Origin of the sequence: Rhizobium sp. 268 (assembly GCF_036571585.1) — a bacterium.
GTDB classification, from domain to species: Bacteria; Pseudomonadota; Alphaproteobacteria; order Rhizobiales; family Rhizobiaceae; genus Rhizobium; species Rhizobium redzepovicii.
In genome coordinates this window covers 1-14,539 of record NZ_JAPPSO010000026.1, presented here as the reverse complement: position 1 = coordinate 14,539, position 14,539 = coordinate 1, and the positions used below count along the sequence as shown (strand labels likewise).

Below are 14,539 nucleotides of genomic sequence, written 5' to 3'. Positions count from 1 at the left end.
CCTTGTGCTGCAATTGCGCAAGCGACCGGTCCGGACGGCGATGACCGCCCCCCTGCTTCAAAGCCCATCACGCATTGTTGTGCGCATCGCCGGACGGATTCTTCGCCCGGCGCCCTGCGACTTTGCCGGTTTCCGCACTAGATCATACAAGGCGGTCCAACGACATCGGATTTGGGGCATCGGATTTGGATCAGCAAATTCATCACGGAGTCGTTTCATGGAATATGCAAAATTTGGGAAAACCGGCCTGGAAGTCTCGAAAATCTGCCTGGGCTGCATGACCTTCGGCGATCCCGGCCGCGGCAATCATGCCTGGAGCCTGCGGGAGGAAGAAAGCCGGGCGTTGATCCGGCAGGCGATTGACCTCGGCATCAACTTCCTCGACACCGCCAACACCTATTCCAACGGCTCCTCCGAGGAGATCGTCGGCCGCGCCATAAAGGATTTCGCCAAGCGCGAGGACATCGTGCTGGCGACCAAGGTGTTCAACCGCATGCGGCCGGGCCCTAACGGCGCCGGCCTGTCGCGCAAGGCGATCTTCGACGAGATCGACAACAGCCTGCGCCGCCTCGGCACAGACTATGTCGACCTCTACCAGATCCACCGCTTCGACTATACGACGCCGATCGAGGAAACGCTGGAGGCGCTGCACGACGTCGTCAAGGCAGGCAAGGCGCGGTATATCGGCGCCTCCTCCATGTATGCCTGGCAATTTGCCAAGGCGCTCTACGTCTCGAGGCTGAACGGCTGGACCGAATTCGTCAGCATGCAGGACCACCTGAACCTGCTCTACCGTGAGGAAGAGCGCGAAATGCTGCCGCTCTGCGAGGATCAGAAGATCGCCGTCATCCCCTGGAGCCCGCTTGCCCGCGGCCGCCTGACCCGCGACTGGGACGAGGCGACAGCGCGCAGCGAAACCGACGAATTCGGCAAGACGCTTTACACGCAGTCCATCGATGCCGATCGCAAGATCGTCGAGGCGGTGGCAGAGATCGCCAAGGCTCGCGGCGTCTCCCGCGCCCAGGTCGCAACCGCCTGGATCCTGCAGAAGAGTGCGGTGACCGCCCCGATCATCGGCGCTTCCAAACCGAACCACCTGACCGACGCCGTTGCCTCGCTCTCGGTCAAGCTCACCACTGAGGAAATCGCCGCATTGGAAGCACCCTATATCCCACACGCCGTCGCCGGCTTCAAATAGCCGCTGGCCGCCTGAGGCATCGGTAAGACAGATCACACTCCCTCTATGGGCAGAAGAGGGAGAGCGAAACATTGTCTTTCCAGATTAAAAACTACTGCTGGGATCGAGCTGCCGGCGCATCGTCACCAGAAACTGCTCTGCAAGCGCCCGGTCTTCCACCGCGCGGGCAAGAATGACGGCGCCCATCATCGAGGAGAGCGTGGTAGCGGCATTGGCGCGGCGTTCCTCTTCGCTCTTTCCGGGAACGATATCGGCGAGCGTGTCGACCAGCACGGAGAGCCCGTCGCTGAAGACGGCGCGCACCGCACCGCGGCTGCGGCTGACCTCCTGGATCAGAGTCGCGAAGACGCAGCTGCCGCCCGGATCGTCGACCGTTCGCCAGTGGATATAGTGGTCGAGAAGCGATTCCAGCGGCCGGTCCGGAGAATCGGCGATATGCTCCTTCCAGCGCGTTTCGACCTTGTCGATCAGCTTGCGGCTGACCTCCAGCGCCAGGTCGTCCTTCGACGCGAAGTGACCGTAGAAACCGCCATGCGTCAGCCCGGCCGCCTTCATGATGTCGGCGACGCCGACGCCGTCGAAACCGTTCTCTCGAAAGAGCACGCCGGCAACGCTCAGGATTTTCTCTCGGTTTTCGGCAAATTTCTCGCGGCTGACCCGCATTTTTAAACTCCAGAAATAGTCGCTTGACAAAATATATGACGTCCATCATCAATAGGCAAGAAATATGATGGCCATCATGTAAAGCATTCCCGTATCTTCCCGAAGCTGAATCCGAACGGAATCTCGCCTATGGTTTCCACAGCCCTTGCCTCCACCCTTGCCCGGCGCAACATCCACTACGGCTGGGTCGTCGTCGCCGCCACCTTCCTCACCATGTTGGTCACGGCCGGCGCCATGGGCGCACCCGGCGTTCTCATCAAGCCGCTGCAGGACGAGTTCGGCTGGGAGACCTCGCAGATTTCCTCGGCCCTTGCGATCCGCCTGATCCTTTTCGGCTTCATGGGACCGTTCGCCGCCGCCTTCATGAATTATTTCGGCGTGCGCAAGGTCATCGTTTTCGCCCTGGCCCTGATCGGCGCCGGTTTCATCGGTTCGCTGTTCATGACCAAGCTCTGGCATCTGTTGGCGCTTTGGGGCGTCGTCGTCGGCTTCGGCACGGGTCTGACGGCTATGGTGCTCGCGGCCACCGTCTCAACCCGCTGGTTCACCAAGCATCGCGGCCTCGTCGTCGGCATGCTTTCGGCGAGCTCGGCTACCGGCCAGCTCGTCTTTCTGCCGCTAATGGCGGAGCTGACGGAACGCTACGGCTGGCGATCGACGGTGTTTTTCGTCTGCGCCATGATCATGGTCGCAGCTCTGGCCGTGCTGGCTTTCATGCGAGACCGGCCGGCCGACCTGAACCTGCCGTCCGTCGGCGAAACGCAGGTGACACCGCCGCCGGCGGGAACCTCTCTCGGCGTTGCGCTGATGACGCCGATCACCGTGCTCAGGGAAATCTCCAAGACCTCGACCTTCTGGATCCTGTTTGCCACCTTCTTCATCTGCGGGCTCAGCACCAATGGCCTGATCCAGACCCATTTCGTCACTCTCTGCGGCGATTTCGGCATCGTGCCGGTGGCTGCTGCCAGTGTGCTCGCCGTCATGGGCATCTTCGATTTCTTCGGCACCATCGGCTCGGGCTGGCTGTCCGACCGCTTCGACAATCGCTGGCTGCTGTTCTTCTACTACGGCTTTCGCGGCCTCTCGCTGCTCTATCTGCCCTTCAGCGATTTCAGCTTCTACGGCCTCTCCATCTTTGCCATCTTCTACGGCCTCGACTGGATCGCCACCGTGCCGCCGACCGTCAAGATCGCCGCCGACCGCTTCGGCCGCGAAAAGGCCGGCCTGGTCTTCGGCTGGGTCTTTGCCGGCCATCAGTTGGGCGCCGCTACCGCCGCCTATGGCGCCGGCCTGTCGCGCACGGAGCTGTCGAGCTACCTGCCCGCCTTCTTCGTCGCCGGCGCTTTCTGCCTGCTGGCCTCGATCCTGGCGATCACGCTGAAGAAGTCCGGCCTGACCAGCCCGGCGCCCGCCGCCGCCCATTAATGCATGTCGCCCGGAAGTGTGCCAGCGGTTCGGGGATAACGACATGCATAAAAATAGAGAGCTTTGATATCGCAAGCATCCGGCCTCGAAACGAGGCCGGATGTCTCTACCGGATCAGTCCGATAACTTCGCTTGCCCGTCTTGCGCGTGCGGGCGCTCGCATGTTAGACAGCCGCCCGTTCACTCCGTTGCCCCATTGGCGGAATTGGTAGACGCGCTCGACTCAAAATCGAGTTTCGAAAGAAGTGCTGGTTCGACCCCGGCATGGGGCACCAGCCTTCGCTCTATGAGCTTCGGCTCAGCAAGCCGAAGCTCATAGAGCGAAGGCTGTCGCGCCGCAGTTCCGTTAGGAAGGATGGCTGACCGGTTTAGACAGTGCTCCGGCCACTAAAACCGTCATCCCGATACGTTCGTCCGCGCCTCCGCATCGACAAGCTGACGCGGAAGCACGAACCGTATTCACATCCGAAACTACTTGTTCTTCAGCAGCCACATCTTGCCGGCCATGGTAATGCCGTAGACGTCTTTCGTGACATCGTCATCGAGGTGCCGCCCCTCGAGGAAACCTGGTTCCTTCAACTCGCCCAGCGTCTTGGCAGTGACCGATTTTATTTTCTGCGGCCGCTCTTTCCAGCGGTCGTTTTTCGCGTAGGTCACCGTTGCGTTCTGATGCGTCCATTTATTGGCCGGCTGAGGGTAAAGGTCTCCATCCCTGGCGAGTTTCAGCGCGGCGATCTGGGACGGCGTAAGTTCAATCATACTCGAAATCCTGTGCAGGCGGTGTTTGCGCTGGGAATGCGCTTCTACCAAAGGCGTGCTCATAACACCGACGGACGAGTTTCACCACTGGATTGCGATATCAGCGCCACGAAAGGCGAAAACCCGGCTCTTCGAACCGGGCTTCGTCATTGTCGCGTAGTTCCAGTTAATTGCAACGCCGGACCGTTTTGGTCACTTCGCCGTCGTCGGTCTGACGGGTGACACTTCTGGTTTCGCAGCCGTTGTCGCGATAGCGGCGGTGTTCACGTTCGCGCACCGCACCGAAAGTGACGCCACGCTCGCTGATGGTTATGCCGGGTCTCACCCGTTCATGACGATAACCGTCATCATAGGTACGTTCCCTAACATAGACGCTGTCGGCGAGAACAGGCGCTGCAAACGAGCAGGCGGCAAGGGCCGCTATAGTACAATTCAGGATGATCTTCCGCATGTCGTTTCTCCTTTCTGGATGAAAGGGCAACGAGAAAAGACGCAACTGGTTCCAAGATCGCCGCCCGCCCGGGCTTGGTGCAGACGACAGCAGACCAGTTCTACGCCTGATCGCAAGGATTGCGAACAAGGGCCGCTACCCGCCAAATCAACTGTTTAATTTTGCTTGCACTTCGTACAGAGTGGCCGCCGCCATCACAGGAAGGGTCGGACGTGCATCAGGAAGTAGGGCTTATCGCAACGGTCGCCGTCAGTTTCGTTTTCGCGGCGATCCTGGGTTATGGCGCCGACCGGCTGCGGCTGCCGCCGCTCGTTGGCTATCTCCTCGCCGGCATTCTGATGGGGCCGTTTACGCCGGGTTTCGTCGCCGATACCGCCCTTGCCGGGCAGCTCGCCGAAATGGGCGTCATCCTTCTGATGTTCGGCGTCGGCCTGCATTTTTCCGCCTCGGACCTGCTCGCCGTCCGAGGGATCGCCGTGCCGGGCGCGATCGGGCGCATCATCCTCGCCACCCTGTTGGGCATCGGCCTTTGCAAACTCTGGGGCTGGAGCTTGGGCGCCGGCATCGTCTTGGGCCTCAGCCTGTCTGTGGCCAGCACTGTCGTTCTGCTGAAGGCGCTGGAGGAGCGCAATCTCGTCAACGCGCCAAGCGGGCGCGTCGCCGTCGGCTGGCTGATCGTCGAGGATCTGGTGATGGTGCTGGCGCTGGTGCTGCTGCCGGCGCTCGCAGAGCTTCTTGGCGGCAACGCCGCCGCGACCACCAACCACGGCCTCGGCGAGCTTTCCCTGGCGCTGACGATCGGCCTGACGCTGGCGAAGGTGGCCGGCTTCGCCGCCATGGCGATCTTCCTCGGCCCGCGCATCGTGCCCTGGCTGCTGACGATGATCGCCCGCACCGGTTCGCGTGAACTCTTCACGCTGACGGTCCTGGCGATCGCGCTGGGCATCGCCTTCGGCTCGGCGGCGATCTTCGGCGTCTCCTTTGCGCTCGGCGCCTTTTTTGCCGGCGTCGTCATGAGCGAATCCCAGCTCAGCCACAGGGCGGCCGCCGACTCGCTGCCGCTGCAGAACGCCTTCTCCGTGCTGTTTTTCGTCTCCGTCGGCATGCTCTTCGATCCATCGATCCTGGTCAGCCAGCCGCTGGCGGTGATCGGCGCGCTGGCGCTTGTCATCCTCGGCAAGGCCATCATCACCTTCTTCATCGTCTTACTGCTGCGATATCCGATCGGCCTGGGGCTGACATTGGCCGGCGGCCTTGCCCAGATCGGCGAATTCTCCTTCATCCTCGCCGGCCTCGGCGTCTCGCTCGGGCTGCTGCCGCACGAGGGCCAGGATCTGATCCTTGCCGCTGCAATCCTGTCGATCACGCTCAACCCGATCGTGATCCTGGCGACCGACGGGTTGAAGAAATTTGCCCATTCGAGATGGCCCTCCCTTTGGGAAAGCTACGGCAGGGCGAGGCAGAAGGCGCTCAGCAAGGAACTGGAAAAGATCAGGGCGCTCGGCGAGGAGCGCGAACGCGAGCATCAGCTGAAAATGCAGCAGCTGATCGAGACTTTTCCTTTGTTCTCCGAGGTTAACGAAGACGCGCAGGAGGAACTGCTGCTGCTCTTCAAGGCAAAATCCGCTCCACCCGGCGAACGCGTCATCCGCCGCGGCGACCGCGGCGACGGCATGTATTTCATTTCTTCGGGGGCGGTGGAAGTCCGGCTCGCAAGCGGCGCGATCCGCCTTGAGCCTGGCGCCTTCTTCGGCGAAATGGCGCTTCTGACCGGCGGACGGCGCACGGCCGATGTCATCGCCGTCGATTTCTGCCAGTTCGAAGTGCTCGAACGGCGCGACTTCAACATGTTCATGTCGCGTCATCCCAATCTGCGCGCCGCCGTCAGCGAAATGGCGCAGAAACGCACGGAGATGAACGACCTGCGTCAGCAATGGGAAAAGTCGATGGACCTCTCCTGAGGCAATACCGACGCATGTCTGCGAATGCGATATGCGATTGCCTCAGCCAGCCGGCCAATAGCCGTCGGCGCGGAAATCCTCCGGGATCGGGTCGAGCCGCGACAATGTCTCGGCTGCGAAATCGATCTGCAGCGACAAATATTTAAGCGACGCCAGCATTGGCACGCCGGTCGCAAATTCCCGGATGCGCGACGGATGATAGCCGCTTTCGCTCAGCCGTCGCGCCGCTTCCCGGCGCACATCGTCCCGGCTCGGTCTGCCGCCCTCTTCGGGCCGGTCGGCCATATGCACGGCCTGCCCGCGGCCGCCTTCGATCACTTTGAACATTCTGATGCCACCCTGCACGTCGCCCAATTCAGCTCGAGCTTGATGCCGTCCCAAAACCGCCCACACTTTTCGGCATCACGCTTTGAGACAGCTTGCCGCAGAATGGCCGATTCGCCATCACATGAAATCTTGGGAGGGCGGCGGGGCCTGTATCACGAAATTTTTAGGCGGCGGGTGGCACGAAGGACACGGGCGGGCATTTACAGCGTCGCGCACGGCCCCTAAAGCTTTTTTGCACCGCAACAGGAAGGGTTCGGAATGCTCCGCAGACTTTACGACTGGACCATGTCTCTGGCCGCGCGCAAATCGGCCGAAGTCTGGCTCGCCGTCATCGCCTTCGTCGAAAGCTCCGTCTTTCTCGTCCCCGCCGATGTGCTGTTCCTGCCGATGGCGCTTTCCAAGCCGGAACGCTCCTATCGCTACGCGGTGATCGCGACCATTGCTTCCGTGCTCGGGGGTATCGCCGGCTGGGCGCTCGGCTATTTCGCCTATGAGACGGTGGCGCGGCCGGTTCTCGAATTCTACGGCAAGCTCGACGCCTTCGAGCAGATGAAGGCCTATGTCACCTACGAGACGATCCTGTTGCTGCTCGTCACTTCGGGACTTGCGCATCTGCCGCCAATCAAGATCGTCACGATCCTCTCCGGCGTCATCCACGTCAATCTGGGGCTTTTTATTGTTTCGGCGATCATCGCCCGCGGCGCGCGTTTCCTCTTCCTCGCCTGGTTGCTGCGCCGCTACGGTGAGCCGATCCGTGACTTCATCGAGAAGCGCCTCGGCCAGATCGTCGGCATCGGTGCAACTGCGGTGATCGTGCTATATGTCGGCTACCGCTCTTTCGCTCACTAAATCTCGCGGAGTTCCGCCATGACTGCCACTTCCTCGCCGCTCGCCCGTCCCGGCTTCGTCTATTCCATATTGCTCGCCATCGGCATGGCGGCCGCGGTCGGCACGGCGCTTGGTTTCCAATATATCGGCGGCTATATTCCCTGCGCGCTCTGCCTGCTGCAGCGGCAGCCCTACTATTACGCCATCCCGATCGCCGTCCTCGCCGCGGTTTCGGAACTCGTCGGCCTGCCGAACTGGATCACCCGCGCGCTCATTCTCGCCGCCGGCATGCTGATGCTGGTCACGGCCGGCATGGGCGTCTATCACGCCGGAGTCGAATGGCATTTCTGGCCGGGCCCGGCCACTTGCTCGACAACGGCAAGCAGCATGACCACCAATGCCGGCGATCTGCTCGGTGAGCTCAACACGATCAAGGGCCCGTCCTGCACCGATGCGGCGCTCCGGGTGCTCGGCCTGTCTTTTGCGGGCTGGAACGTGATTGCCGGAATCCTGCTGGCCGCCTTCGCTTTCGTTGGCGTTCGCAAGACGGCCTGATCAGGGCTGCAGTTCGGTATCCCAGTAGAGATAGTCGAGCCAGCTGTCGTGCAGATAGTTCGGCGGGAACAGCCGGCCGTTATTGTGCAGATCCTGCACCGTCGGCTGATAGGGTTTCTGCGCCGGGAACATGCTCGCCTGCTTGGGAAGCTTGCTGCCCTTGCGCAGATTGCAAGGCGAACAGGCGGCCACGACATTCTCCCAGGTCGTCTCGCCGCCATGGGCGCGCGGGATGACGTGATCGAAAGTCAGATCGTCATGGGCGCCGCAATACTGGCACTCGAACCGGTCGCGCAGGAAGACGTTGAACCGGGTGAAGGCGGGATTGCGGGACGGCTGGACGTAGGTCTTGAGGCACACGACACTCGGAAGCCGCATCGAAAAACTCGGCGAGGAAACCGAATGTTCATATTCTGCGATGATGTTCACACGGTCGAGAAATACCGCCTTGATCGCGTCCTGCCAGGACCACAGCGACAAGGGGTAATAACTCAGTGGCCGGTAGTCAGCGTTCAGGACGAGCGCTGGCAGGGCCTGGGGGGAGACTGCAATCGTCAAGGGACTCTCCTGATCGATTCGGCATCTGCACCTGTATATTAGGCCGGTTGTTACAGGATTGTGAAGTCCAATAAATTCAGAGGATAAAGGCAATTTGAAGAGTGTTGCCGATCAGCCGGTCGGCACCATGTCACGCCGTGTTTTCGTAGCGTAATAGGCCCAGAAAAGCCGTGCCGCCACCGAGCGCCACGGCGACCAGGCTTCCGCCAGCGCCGTTAGCGCCTTTGCCTGAGGCCGTGCCGCGAGACCGAATGCCGCACCGACGGCGTTCTGCAGCGCGACATCGCCGGCCGGAAACACATCGGCATGGCCGCCGCAGAACATCAGATAGACTTCTGCCGTCCACGGACCGACGCCCTTCAGCGCGGTGAGTTCTCCAAGCGCTTCACCAGGCGGCATCAGGCAGAGCCCGGAAAGATCGAGGCGGCCGGAGGCAACGGCTTCGGCGATCCGCGACAAGGTCTCGGCCTTGGCGCGCGACAGGCCGAAGTCGCGCCAGGCCTCGGCGTGAAGCAGCGTATAGCCTTCCGCGGTCAGGAGACCGTCCGCCGGCTGCATGCGCCGCCAGATCGCTTCGGCGCTGGCGCGCGACACCATCTGCGAGACGATGATATGGGCAAGGCCGGCAAAACCCGGTTCACGCAGCCGCAGCGGCACAGGCCCGGCATCCGCCGCGATCGGCACAAGGCGCGGATCGAGGCGAAGCAGCGCTTCGAGCCCTTGCCTGACGTCGTCTTCGTTGCGGATGATCTGCACATCGCCTCGCAGTGGTTCGAAACCTAAATCCATGGCAGAAGAAAGCATGACCACGAGCGAGCGTCAAAAACCTGTCTTTCGTTTTGCGCCGAGCCCCAACGGTGAGCTGCATCTCGGTCATGCCCTCTCGGCCCTCTTGAATCACGACATGGCGGAGGCCGAACATGGCCGCCTGCTGCTGCGCATCGAGGATATCGACCAGACGCGCTGCACGCCCGAGTTCGAGGCCGGCATCCTCAGGGAGCTCGACTGGCTTGGGGTCGGCTGGGAAAGCCCGGTGCGGCGGCAGTCGGAACATTTCCCCGAATATCGGGCGGCACTGCACGCACTGATCGAACGCGGCCTGGTCTATCCGGCCTTCCTGACGCGCGGCGAGGTGAAGACGCGCGTCACCGCCTATGAGGCCGCTGGCAAGTCCTGGCCGCGCGATCCCGACGGCACGCCACTTTACCCCGCAACCGATCGCGAGCGCCCGGAAGACGAACGGCAGGAGATGCTGACCTCGGGGAAGAAACATGCCTGGCGGCTCGATATGCGCAAGGCACTCGACCTGATCGGCGAGCTGCTGTTCTGGACGGAAACCGGCGACGGCAGATCGGGCGAGATCGCCGCCGAGCCGGAAGTCTGGGGCGATGTCATCCTGTCGCGCTCGGACGCTCCGTCGAGCTATCATCTTTCGGTGGTGGTCGACGATGCGCTCCAGGGTGTCACCCATGTGGTGCGCGGGCTCGACCTCTTCCCGGCCACCTCGGTGCACCGGCTGCTGCAGGTGCTGCTCGGCCTGCCGCAGCCGGTTTATCACCATCATCGTCTCATTCTCGACAATGCCGGCCGCAAGCTTTCGAAAAGCCAGGGCGACAGCGGGATTGGCGAGTTGCGCGCCAGCGGCATGTCAGGGGCCGACATTCGCCGCCTTGTCGGGCTCTGATGGCCTTTCGACACGCTCCCTGCCGACAATCGAAAGGGTGTGGGAGAACATCCGGAAGACGCGGAATTTGATCAGCGCCGCATTGATCTCGGCGCCGATGATGAAAATGACGCCGACCATATAGAGGAAGATCAGCACGATCATGACCGAGGCGAGACCGGCATAGGTTGCGGTGTAGTTGGCGAAGGTCGCGAGGTAATAGGCAAAGATCAGCGCTCCGGCAAGCCAGAGCAGCAGCGTCAGCAGCACGCCCGGAATGACGTCGAAGACCCGCCGTTTGCCGGCCGGCAGCCAGAGATGCATGACCAGCAGCCCGACGGTCAGCACGACAAGCGTGCCGTAAATGCGCCAGCTGAAGACGATGTCGAGCGTATCGGCAAACAGCGGAAACCAATTCCTGGCATAGTCGAGCGCCAGCGGTACGGCGACCAGCAGGATGCTGATCGCCGCAAAGATGATCACCGCGATCAGCACATAGCCGAGGCTGGCGAGGCGGGTGAAATACCACGGCCGCGTTTCCTGCACCCGGTAGGCGCGGTTGAGCGAGATGCGCAGCGCCTCGACGCCGTTCGAAGCAAAATAGGCAGCCGCCAGCACCGAGATCGTCAGCAGCCCGCCGCGCGGAATGGTCAGTACTTGCAGCACCTGGTCGGCGAGCGGCTTGGCGATCGCCTCGGGCCAGGTGTCGAAGATCAGATGGATGGCGGTCGAGGAAAACTGATCGGCGCCGAGGAAGCTTGCGAGCGCCGTGCCAAAGATCAGGAAGGGGAAAACCGCAAGCAGGCTCGACAGCGCCACATGGCTTGCCATGGCGAAGCCGTCATCCTCGACCATGTGACAGATCGCGTCGTAGACCACGTCGTAGATCGTGCGCAGCGCCTTCGGCATTCCGTCTCCGGCTTTCCAGATTGTATCCTCTGGCCGAATATGGGAAACGAGTCCCATTTTGTACAGGAATCATTCCATGGCGGCAGAGCGCAGCATCGTCGTGACTGGATGCTCGTCCGGTATAGGCGCTCATTGCGCGCGGGCGCTGAAAGCCGATGGCTGGCGCGTCTTCGCGACGGTGCGCAAACCGGAAGATCTGCCGGGCTTGGAAACCGACGGCATCGAAGCCTTCCTGATGGATTATGCCAGGCCCGAGACGATTTCCGAGCTGGTCGACACCGTCTTGCAACGTAGCGGCGGCCGCATCGACGCGCTCTTCAACAATGGCGCCTATGGCCAGCCGGGCGCCGTCGAGGATCTTTCGACGGCAGCGCTGCGCGCCCAGTTCGAGGCGAATTTCTTCGGCTGGCACGAATTGACGCGGCAGGTGATCCCGGCGATGCGCAAATGCGGTCAGGGTCGGATCGTGCAATGCTCGTCCATTCTCGGTGTCGTGCCCTATCGCTATCGCGGCGCCTATACCGCCTCCAAATTTGCGCTCGAAGGCCTCAGCATCACCCTGCGCATGGAACTGCAGGGCAGCGGCATCCATGTAAGTCTGATCGAGCCCGGCCCGATTGCCACCCGTTTCACCACCAACGCGCTCGCCAAGATCCACGAACATATCGACGTCGAGAACTCGCCGCACGCAGCCGACTATGTCAGGCAACTGGCAAGACTCGACGGATCCGGCCCGGTCAACCGCCACAAGCTTGGCCCGGAGGCGGTCTATTCCGTGTTGAAACACGCATTGAACTCGAAAAATCCGAGGCCACATTATCCTGTAACGACACCGGCCAAGCAGGGCATGTTCCTGAAGCGGCTGCTTCCGGCAGACCTCTTCTACCGCCTGATGCGCTGGACGGACTGAGAAAGCTGAATGCCATGTCCACCGTCACCTATATCCTCGCGATCATCGTCATGGGCTGCGTCGCCCTCGTCTTGATCCGCGGCCTCTTCAACATGATGAAGGGCGGCGACGCCAATCGCTCCAACAAGCTGATGCAGCTGCGCGTCCTCTTGCAGGCCATCGCCGTCTTCCTGATCATGCTAACACTCTGGTTCACCGGCGGCGGCCGGCCGACGTGAGAAGACCGTGGGGGCATTTTTGATGATGAACGCCGAAACATCCTCCCTCATTCCTGTGCTCGTAACAGGAATGAGGGAGGTGAGGTAAGCGGCTTGAGGAAACACCCCAACGCGGTGTGTGTCAGTATGACTGCGCGAGTTTGGCAACAATGCCAACCCCACTCTCCGTCATCCTCGGGCTTGACCCGAGGATCCATCCCCCTAGCCGCTGCTGGATGCGGTCTGGATGCCCGGGTCGAGCCCGAGCATGACGGAGGGTGGGGTGGTTCAACCCTCCCCCTATCAGGCGGTGCAACATGGTGAAACTCAACAAGATCTACACCAAAACCGGCGACGACGGCACGACCGGGCTGGTGTCCGGCCCGCGCCGGGCAAAGGACGATCTGCGCGTCGAGGCCTATGGCACGATCGACGAGGCCAATTCCGCGATCGGGCTGGCGCGGCTGCACACATCAGGCCTGCCCGAACTCGACGCTATGTTGATGTCGATCCAGAACGATCTCTTCGATCTCGGCGCCGATCTCGCCACCCCCGATACCGGCGAGCCACCGGCCTATGAGCCGCTGCGGATCGTCGAGGCGCAGGTCGCCCGCGTGGAGCGCGACATCGACCAGTTGAACGCCGGCCTGGAGCCCCTGACGTCCTTCGTCCTGCCGGGCGGCAGCCCGGCCGCCGCGCAGTTGCATCTGGCCCGCACGATCGCGCGCCGCGCCGAGCGTTTGATGGTGGCGCTTGCCCGCACCGACGGCGAGATCGTCAGCGAGCCGGCGAGGAAATATGTCAACCGGCTCTCCGATTTCCTCTTCGTCGCCGCACGTCATGCAAATGACCGCGGCCATGCGGATGTGCTTTGGGTTCCGGGAAAAAACAGATAGGCTTGCCGCGATCACGATTGCCGGGGGCTTGATGTTCATACCTTTTCATGACGCCAACACGCTGAAATATATCAAGGTCCAGTGGGTGACGCTCTTACTGATCGCATTGAATGTCGCCGTCTGGCTTTTCACCAGCCTGGAGAGCGAGCAGGCAGCGCAGGCAACGACCGTCGGGCTCGGCTATATCCCGGCGATCGCCTTTGGCGACGCGGTGCTGGCCCAGGGGCTGGAAATCGTGCCGGAGCCGCTGACTTACCTCACCTATGCCTTCGTCCATTCCGGCTTCTGGCATCTGGCCTCCAACATGATCTTCCTCTGGGTCTTCGGCGACAATGTCGAGGATGCCATGGGACATCTGCGTTTCCTGATTTTCTATCTGCTGTGCGCGGCCGCCGGCGCGCTCTGCCACGGTCTGCTGAGCATGACGTCGCAAGCGCCGCTGGTCGGCGCCTCGGGGGCGATTTCCGGTGTGATTGCCGCCTATGTCTTGCTGCATCCGCGCGTCAAGGTCTGGGTTCTGGTCTTCTTCCGCGTGCCGCTGCCGCTGCCGGCCTTCGTGCCGCTGCTTTTGTGGATCGGCCAGCAATTCTTCATGCTGGCGGTCGCACCCGACGGCGACGTTTCCTGGGGCGCGCATGTCGGCGGCATTCTTGCCGGTGCCCTTTCGATCCTGGTGTTGCGCCGGCCGGGTGTGCCGCTCTTCGACCGAGAGATCGTCACGCCCCGGGCTGTGAGAAGCGATCCCGGCACCGGTCCGGCCATCACTGTCGACGCGGCCGGGCGCAAGGTTCAACGCCTTCCTTGGGGTCGACGCCGACAAGAATATTGACGTGAACGTAAACGTCCATATATTGCCCGGCAAATCGCCCGCCGCTAGCATGGAAGCGTTGTAATTGGAGGAAAAGCGCGTATCCATGTCGCCATTCGACAATCGAAATGGCGCGCGAGCGCGCATTTTCGCTGAAGCCAATTTCCCCTGAAGGAAGGACACCATGAAGATTCTCGTGCCCGTCAAGCGCGTCGTCGACTACAACGTGAAGATCCGAGTGAAGCCGGATGGTTCCGGTGTCGAGCTTGCCAATGTGAAGATGTCAATGAACCCGTTCGACGAGATCTCGGTGGAAGAGGCGCTGCGGCTGAAAGAAGCCGGCAAGGCCGGGGAAGTGGTGGTGGTGTCGATCGGCCCTGCCAAGGCCGAGGAGACGCTGCGCACGGCACTCGCCATGGGTGCCGACCGGG

The 14,539-nt window shown here is 61.9% G+C and carries 18 protein-coding genes and 1 tRNA gene; 12 read left to right on the top strand and 7 right to left on the bottom strand.

Features of this window, described 5'->3' with window-relative positions:
* Nucleotides 1–217: 217 nt before the first annotated feature.
* Nucleotides 218–1,198 (top strand): aldo/keto reductase, encoded by a 981-nt coding sequence (locus tag OS035_RS30835; protein WP_097629806.1) that lies wholly within the window; start codon nt 218–220, stop codon nt 1,196–1,198.
* An 84-nt stretch (nt 1,199–1,282) separates the two neighbouring features.
* On the opposite strand, the gene OS035_RS30830 is transcribed toward OS035_RS30835, so the two are convergent.
* Nucleotides 1,283–1,861, bottom strand: a complete 579-nt coding sequence (locus tag OS035_RS30830) for a TetR/AcrR family transcriptional regulator (protein ID WP_097629807.1) — start codon at nt 1,859–1,861, stop codon at nt 1,283–1,285.
* A 129-nt stretch (nt 1,862–1,990) separates the two neighbouring features.
* On the opposite strand from OS035_RS30830, the gene OS035_RS30825 reads away from it, so the two are divergent.
* Together OS035_RS30825 and OS035_RS30820 are read left to right on the top strand one after the other, a co-directional pair.
* On the top strand, nt 1,991–3,286 hold the full coding sequence (locus OS035_RS30825) for an MFS transporter (RefSeq protein ID WP_097629808.1): 1,296 nt from the start codon (nt 1,991–1,993) through the stop codon (nt 3,284–3,286).
* Between the two features lie 190 nt (nt 3,287–3,476).
* A tRNA-Leu gene (locus OS035_RS30820) sits at nt 3,477–3,561 on the top strand.
* A 196-nt stretch (nt 3,562–3,757) separates the two neighbouring features.
* Here OS035_RS30820 and OS035_RS30815 read toward each other — a convergent pair.
* Entirely contained in the window at nt 3,758–4,045 is a 288-nt protein-coding gene (locus OS035_RS30815) for a hypothetical protein (protein WP_331814861.1), read from the bottom strand.
* Between the two features lie 166 nt (nt 4,046–4,211).
* Nucleotides 4,212–4,496, bottom strand: coding sequence for a hypothetical protein (locus OS035_RS30810; protein ID WP_097629809.1), 285 nt, complete (start codon nt 4,494–4,496; stop codon nt 4,212–4,214).
* A gap of 212 nt (nt 4,497–4,708) precedes the next feature.
* Between OS035_RS30810 and OS035_RS30805 the strand changes: the two genes are divergently transcribed.
* Nucleotides 4,709–6,457 (top strand): cation:proton antiporter domain-containing protein, encoded by a 1,749-nt coding sequence (locus tag OS035_RS30805; RefSeq protein WP_097629810.1) that lies wholly within the window; start codon nt 4,709–4,711, stop codon nt 6,455–6,457.
* A gap of 42 nt (nt 6,458–6,499) precedes the next feature.
* Here OS035_RS30805 and OS035_RS30800 read toward each other — a convergent pair whose 3' ends face one another.
* Nucleotides 6,500–6,784 carry a hypothetical protein gene (locus OS035_RS30800; protein ID WP_097629811.1) on the bottom strand — a complete coding sequence of 95 codons (285 nt, stop codon included), beginning with the start codon at nt 6,782–6,784 and terminating at the stop codon, nt 6,500–6,502.
* Between the two features lie 258 nt (nt 6,785–7,042).
* Here OS035_RS30800 and OS035_RS30795 point away from each other — a divergent pair, with 258 nt between their 5' ends.
* Both OS035_RS30795 and OS035_RS30790 read left to right on the top strand, forming a co-directional pair.
* Nucleotides 7,043–7,633 carry a YqaA family protein gene (locus OS035_RS30795; protein ID WP_097629812.1) on the top strand — a complete coding sequence of 197 codons (591 nt, stop codon included), beginning with the start codon at nt 7,043–7,045 and terminating at the stop codon, nt 7,631–7,633.
* Between the two features lie 18 nt (nt 7,634–7,651).
* On the top strand, nt 7,652–8,167 hold the full coding sequence (locus OS035_RS30790) for a disulfide bond formation protein B (protein WP_097629813.1): 516 nt from the start codon (nt 7,652–7,654) through the stop codon (nt 8,165–8,167).
* Here OS035_RS30790 and OS035_RS30785 read toward each other — a convergent pair whose 3' ends face one another.
* A complete protein-coding gene (locus OS035_RS30785; RefSeq protein ID WP_003567029.1) occupies nt 8,168–8,725 on the bottom strand; it encodes an HNH endonuclease in 558 nt (185 codons plus the stop codon).
* Nucleotides 8,726–8,836: 111 nt separating this feature from the next.
* Complete coding sequence (locus OS035_RS30780) at nt 8,837–9,529, bottom strand: DNA-3-methyladenine glycosylase family protein (RefSeq protein ID WP_097629814.1); 693 nt, start codon at nt 9,527–9,529, stop codon at nt 8,837–8,839.
* On the opposite strand from OS035_RS30780, the gene gluQRS reads away from it, so the two are divergent.
* Nucleotides 9,528–10,409, top strand: coding sequence for a tRNA glutamyl-Q(34) synthetase GluQRS (gene gluQRS / locus OS035_RS30775; RefSeq protein WP_097629815.1), 882 nt, complete (start codon nt 9,528–9,530; stop codon nt 10,407–10,409). The two genes, OS035_RS30780 and gluQRS, sit on opposite strands and share 2 nt — an antisense overlap.
* Here the strand turns inward: gluQRS and OS035_RS30770 are convergent.
* Nucleotides 10,374–11,297, bottom strand: coding sequence for a YihY/virulence factor BrkB family protein (locus OS035_RS30770; protein ID WP_097629816.1), 924 nt, complete (start codon nt 11,295–11,297; stop codon nt 10,374–10,376). The genes gluQRS and OS035_RS30770 overlap by 36 nt on opposite strands.
* A 76-nt stretch (nt 11,298–11,373) precedes the next feature.
* Between OS035_RS30770 and OS035_RS30765 the strand changes: the two genes are divergently transcribed.
* From OS035_RS30765 to OS035_RS30745, 5 genes are all read left to right on the top strand, one after another.
* Nucleotides 11,374–12,207 (top strand): SDR family oxidoreductase, encoded by an 834-nt coding sequence (locus OS035_RS30765; protein ID WP_097629817.1) that lies wholly within the window; start codon nt 11,374–11,376, stop codon nt 12,205–12,207.
* A gap of 14 nt (nt 12,208–12,221) precedes the next feature.
* Complete coding sequence (locus tag OS035_RS30760; RefSeq protein ID WP_097629818.1) at nt 12,222–12,425, top strand: twin transmembrane helix small protein; 204 nt, start codon at nt 12,222–12,224, stop codon at nt 12,423–12,425.
* A 296-nt stretch (nt 12,426–12,721) separates the two neighbouring features.
* Nucleotides 12,722–13,300 (top strand): cob(I)yrinic acid a,c-diamide adenosyltransferase, encoded by a 579-nt coding sequence (locus tag OS035_RS30755; protein ID WP_097629819.1) that lies wholly within the window; start codon nt 12,722–12,724, stop codon nt 13,298–13,300.
* Nucleotides 13,301–13,331: 31 nt separating this feature from the next.
* Nucleotides 13,332–14,129 (top strand): rhomboid family intramembrane serine protease, encoded by a 798-nt coding sequence (locus OS035_RS30750; protein WP_097629823.1) that lies wholly within the window; start codon nt 13,332–13,334, stop codon nt 14,127–14,129.
* Between the two features lie 163 nt (nt 14,130–14,292).
* Nucleotides 14,293–14,539: electron transfer flavoprotein subunit beta/FixA family protein (locus tag OS035_RS30745; RefSeq protein ID WP_442967724.1), on the top strand; the 247-nt coding region annotated here is incomplete at its 3' end.

Excerpts from the sequence above, each read along its gene's own strand:
- OS035_RS30800 (WP_097629811.1), bottom strand. The coding sequence starts at position 6,784 with ATGTTCAAAGTGATCGAAGGCGGCCGCGGGCAGGCCGTGCATATGGCC.
- OS035_RS30810 (WP_097629809.1), bottom strand. The coding sequence starts at position 4,496 with ATGCGGAAGATCATCCTGAATTGTACTATAGCGGCCCTTGCCGCCTGC.
- OS035_RS30825 (WP_097629808.1), top strand. The coding sequence starts at position 1,991 with ATGGTTTCCACAGCCCTTGCCTCCACCCTTGCCCGGCGCAACATCCAC.
- OS035_RS30830 (WP_097629807.1), bottom strand. The coding sequence starts at position 1,861 with ATGCGGGTCAGCCGCGAGAAATTTGCCGAAAACCGAGAGAAAATCCTG.
- OS035_RS30755 (WP_097629819.1), top strand. The coding sequence starts at position 12,722 with ATGGTGAAACTCAACAAGATCTACACCAAAACCGGCGACGACGGCACG.
- OS035_RS30815 (WP_331814861.1), bottom strand. The coding sequence starts at position 4,045 with ATGATTGAACTTACGCCGTCCCAGATCGCCGCGCTGAAACTCGCCAGG.
- OS035_RS30795 (WP_097629812.1), top strand. The coding sequence starts at position 7,043 with ATGCTCCGCAGACTTTACGACTGGACCATGTCTCTGGCCGCGCGCAAA.
- OS035_RS30790 (WP_097629813.1), top strand. The coding sequence starts at position 7,652 with ATGACTGCCACTTCCTCGCCGCTCGCCCGTCCCGGCTTCGTCTATTCC.
- gluQRS (WP_097629815.1), top strand. The coding sequence starts at position 9,528 with ATGACCACGAGCGAGCGTCAAAAACCTGTCTTTCGTTTTGCGCCGAGC.
- OS035_RS30835 (WP_097629806.1), top strand. The coding sequence starts at position 218 with ATGGAATATGCAAAATTTGGGAAAACCGGCCTGGAAGTCTCGAAAATC.
- OS035_RS30770 (WP_097629816.1), bottom strand. The coding sequence starts at position 11,297 with ATGCCGAAGGCGCTGCGCACGATCTACGACGTGGTCTACGACGCGATC.
- OS035_RS30765 (WP_097629817.1), top strand. The coding sequence starts at position 11,374 with ATGGCGGCAGAGCGCAGCATCGTCGTGACTGGATGCTCGTCCGGTATA.
- OS035_RS30780 (WP_097629814.1), bottom strand. The coding sequence starts at position 9,529 with ATGCTTTCTTCTGCCATGGATTTAGGTTTCGAACCACTGCGAGGCGAT.
- OS035_RS30760 (WP_097629818.1), top strand. The coding sequence starts at position 12,222 with ATGTCCACCGTCACCTATATCCTCGCGATCATCGTCATGGGCTGCGTC.
- OS035_RS30750 (WP_097629823.1), top strand. The coding sequence starts at position 13,332 with ATGTTCATACCTTTTCATGACGCCAACACGCTGAAATATATCAAGGTC.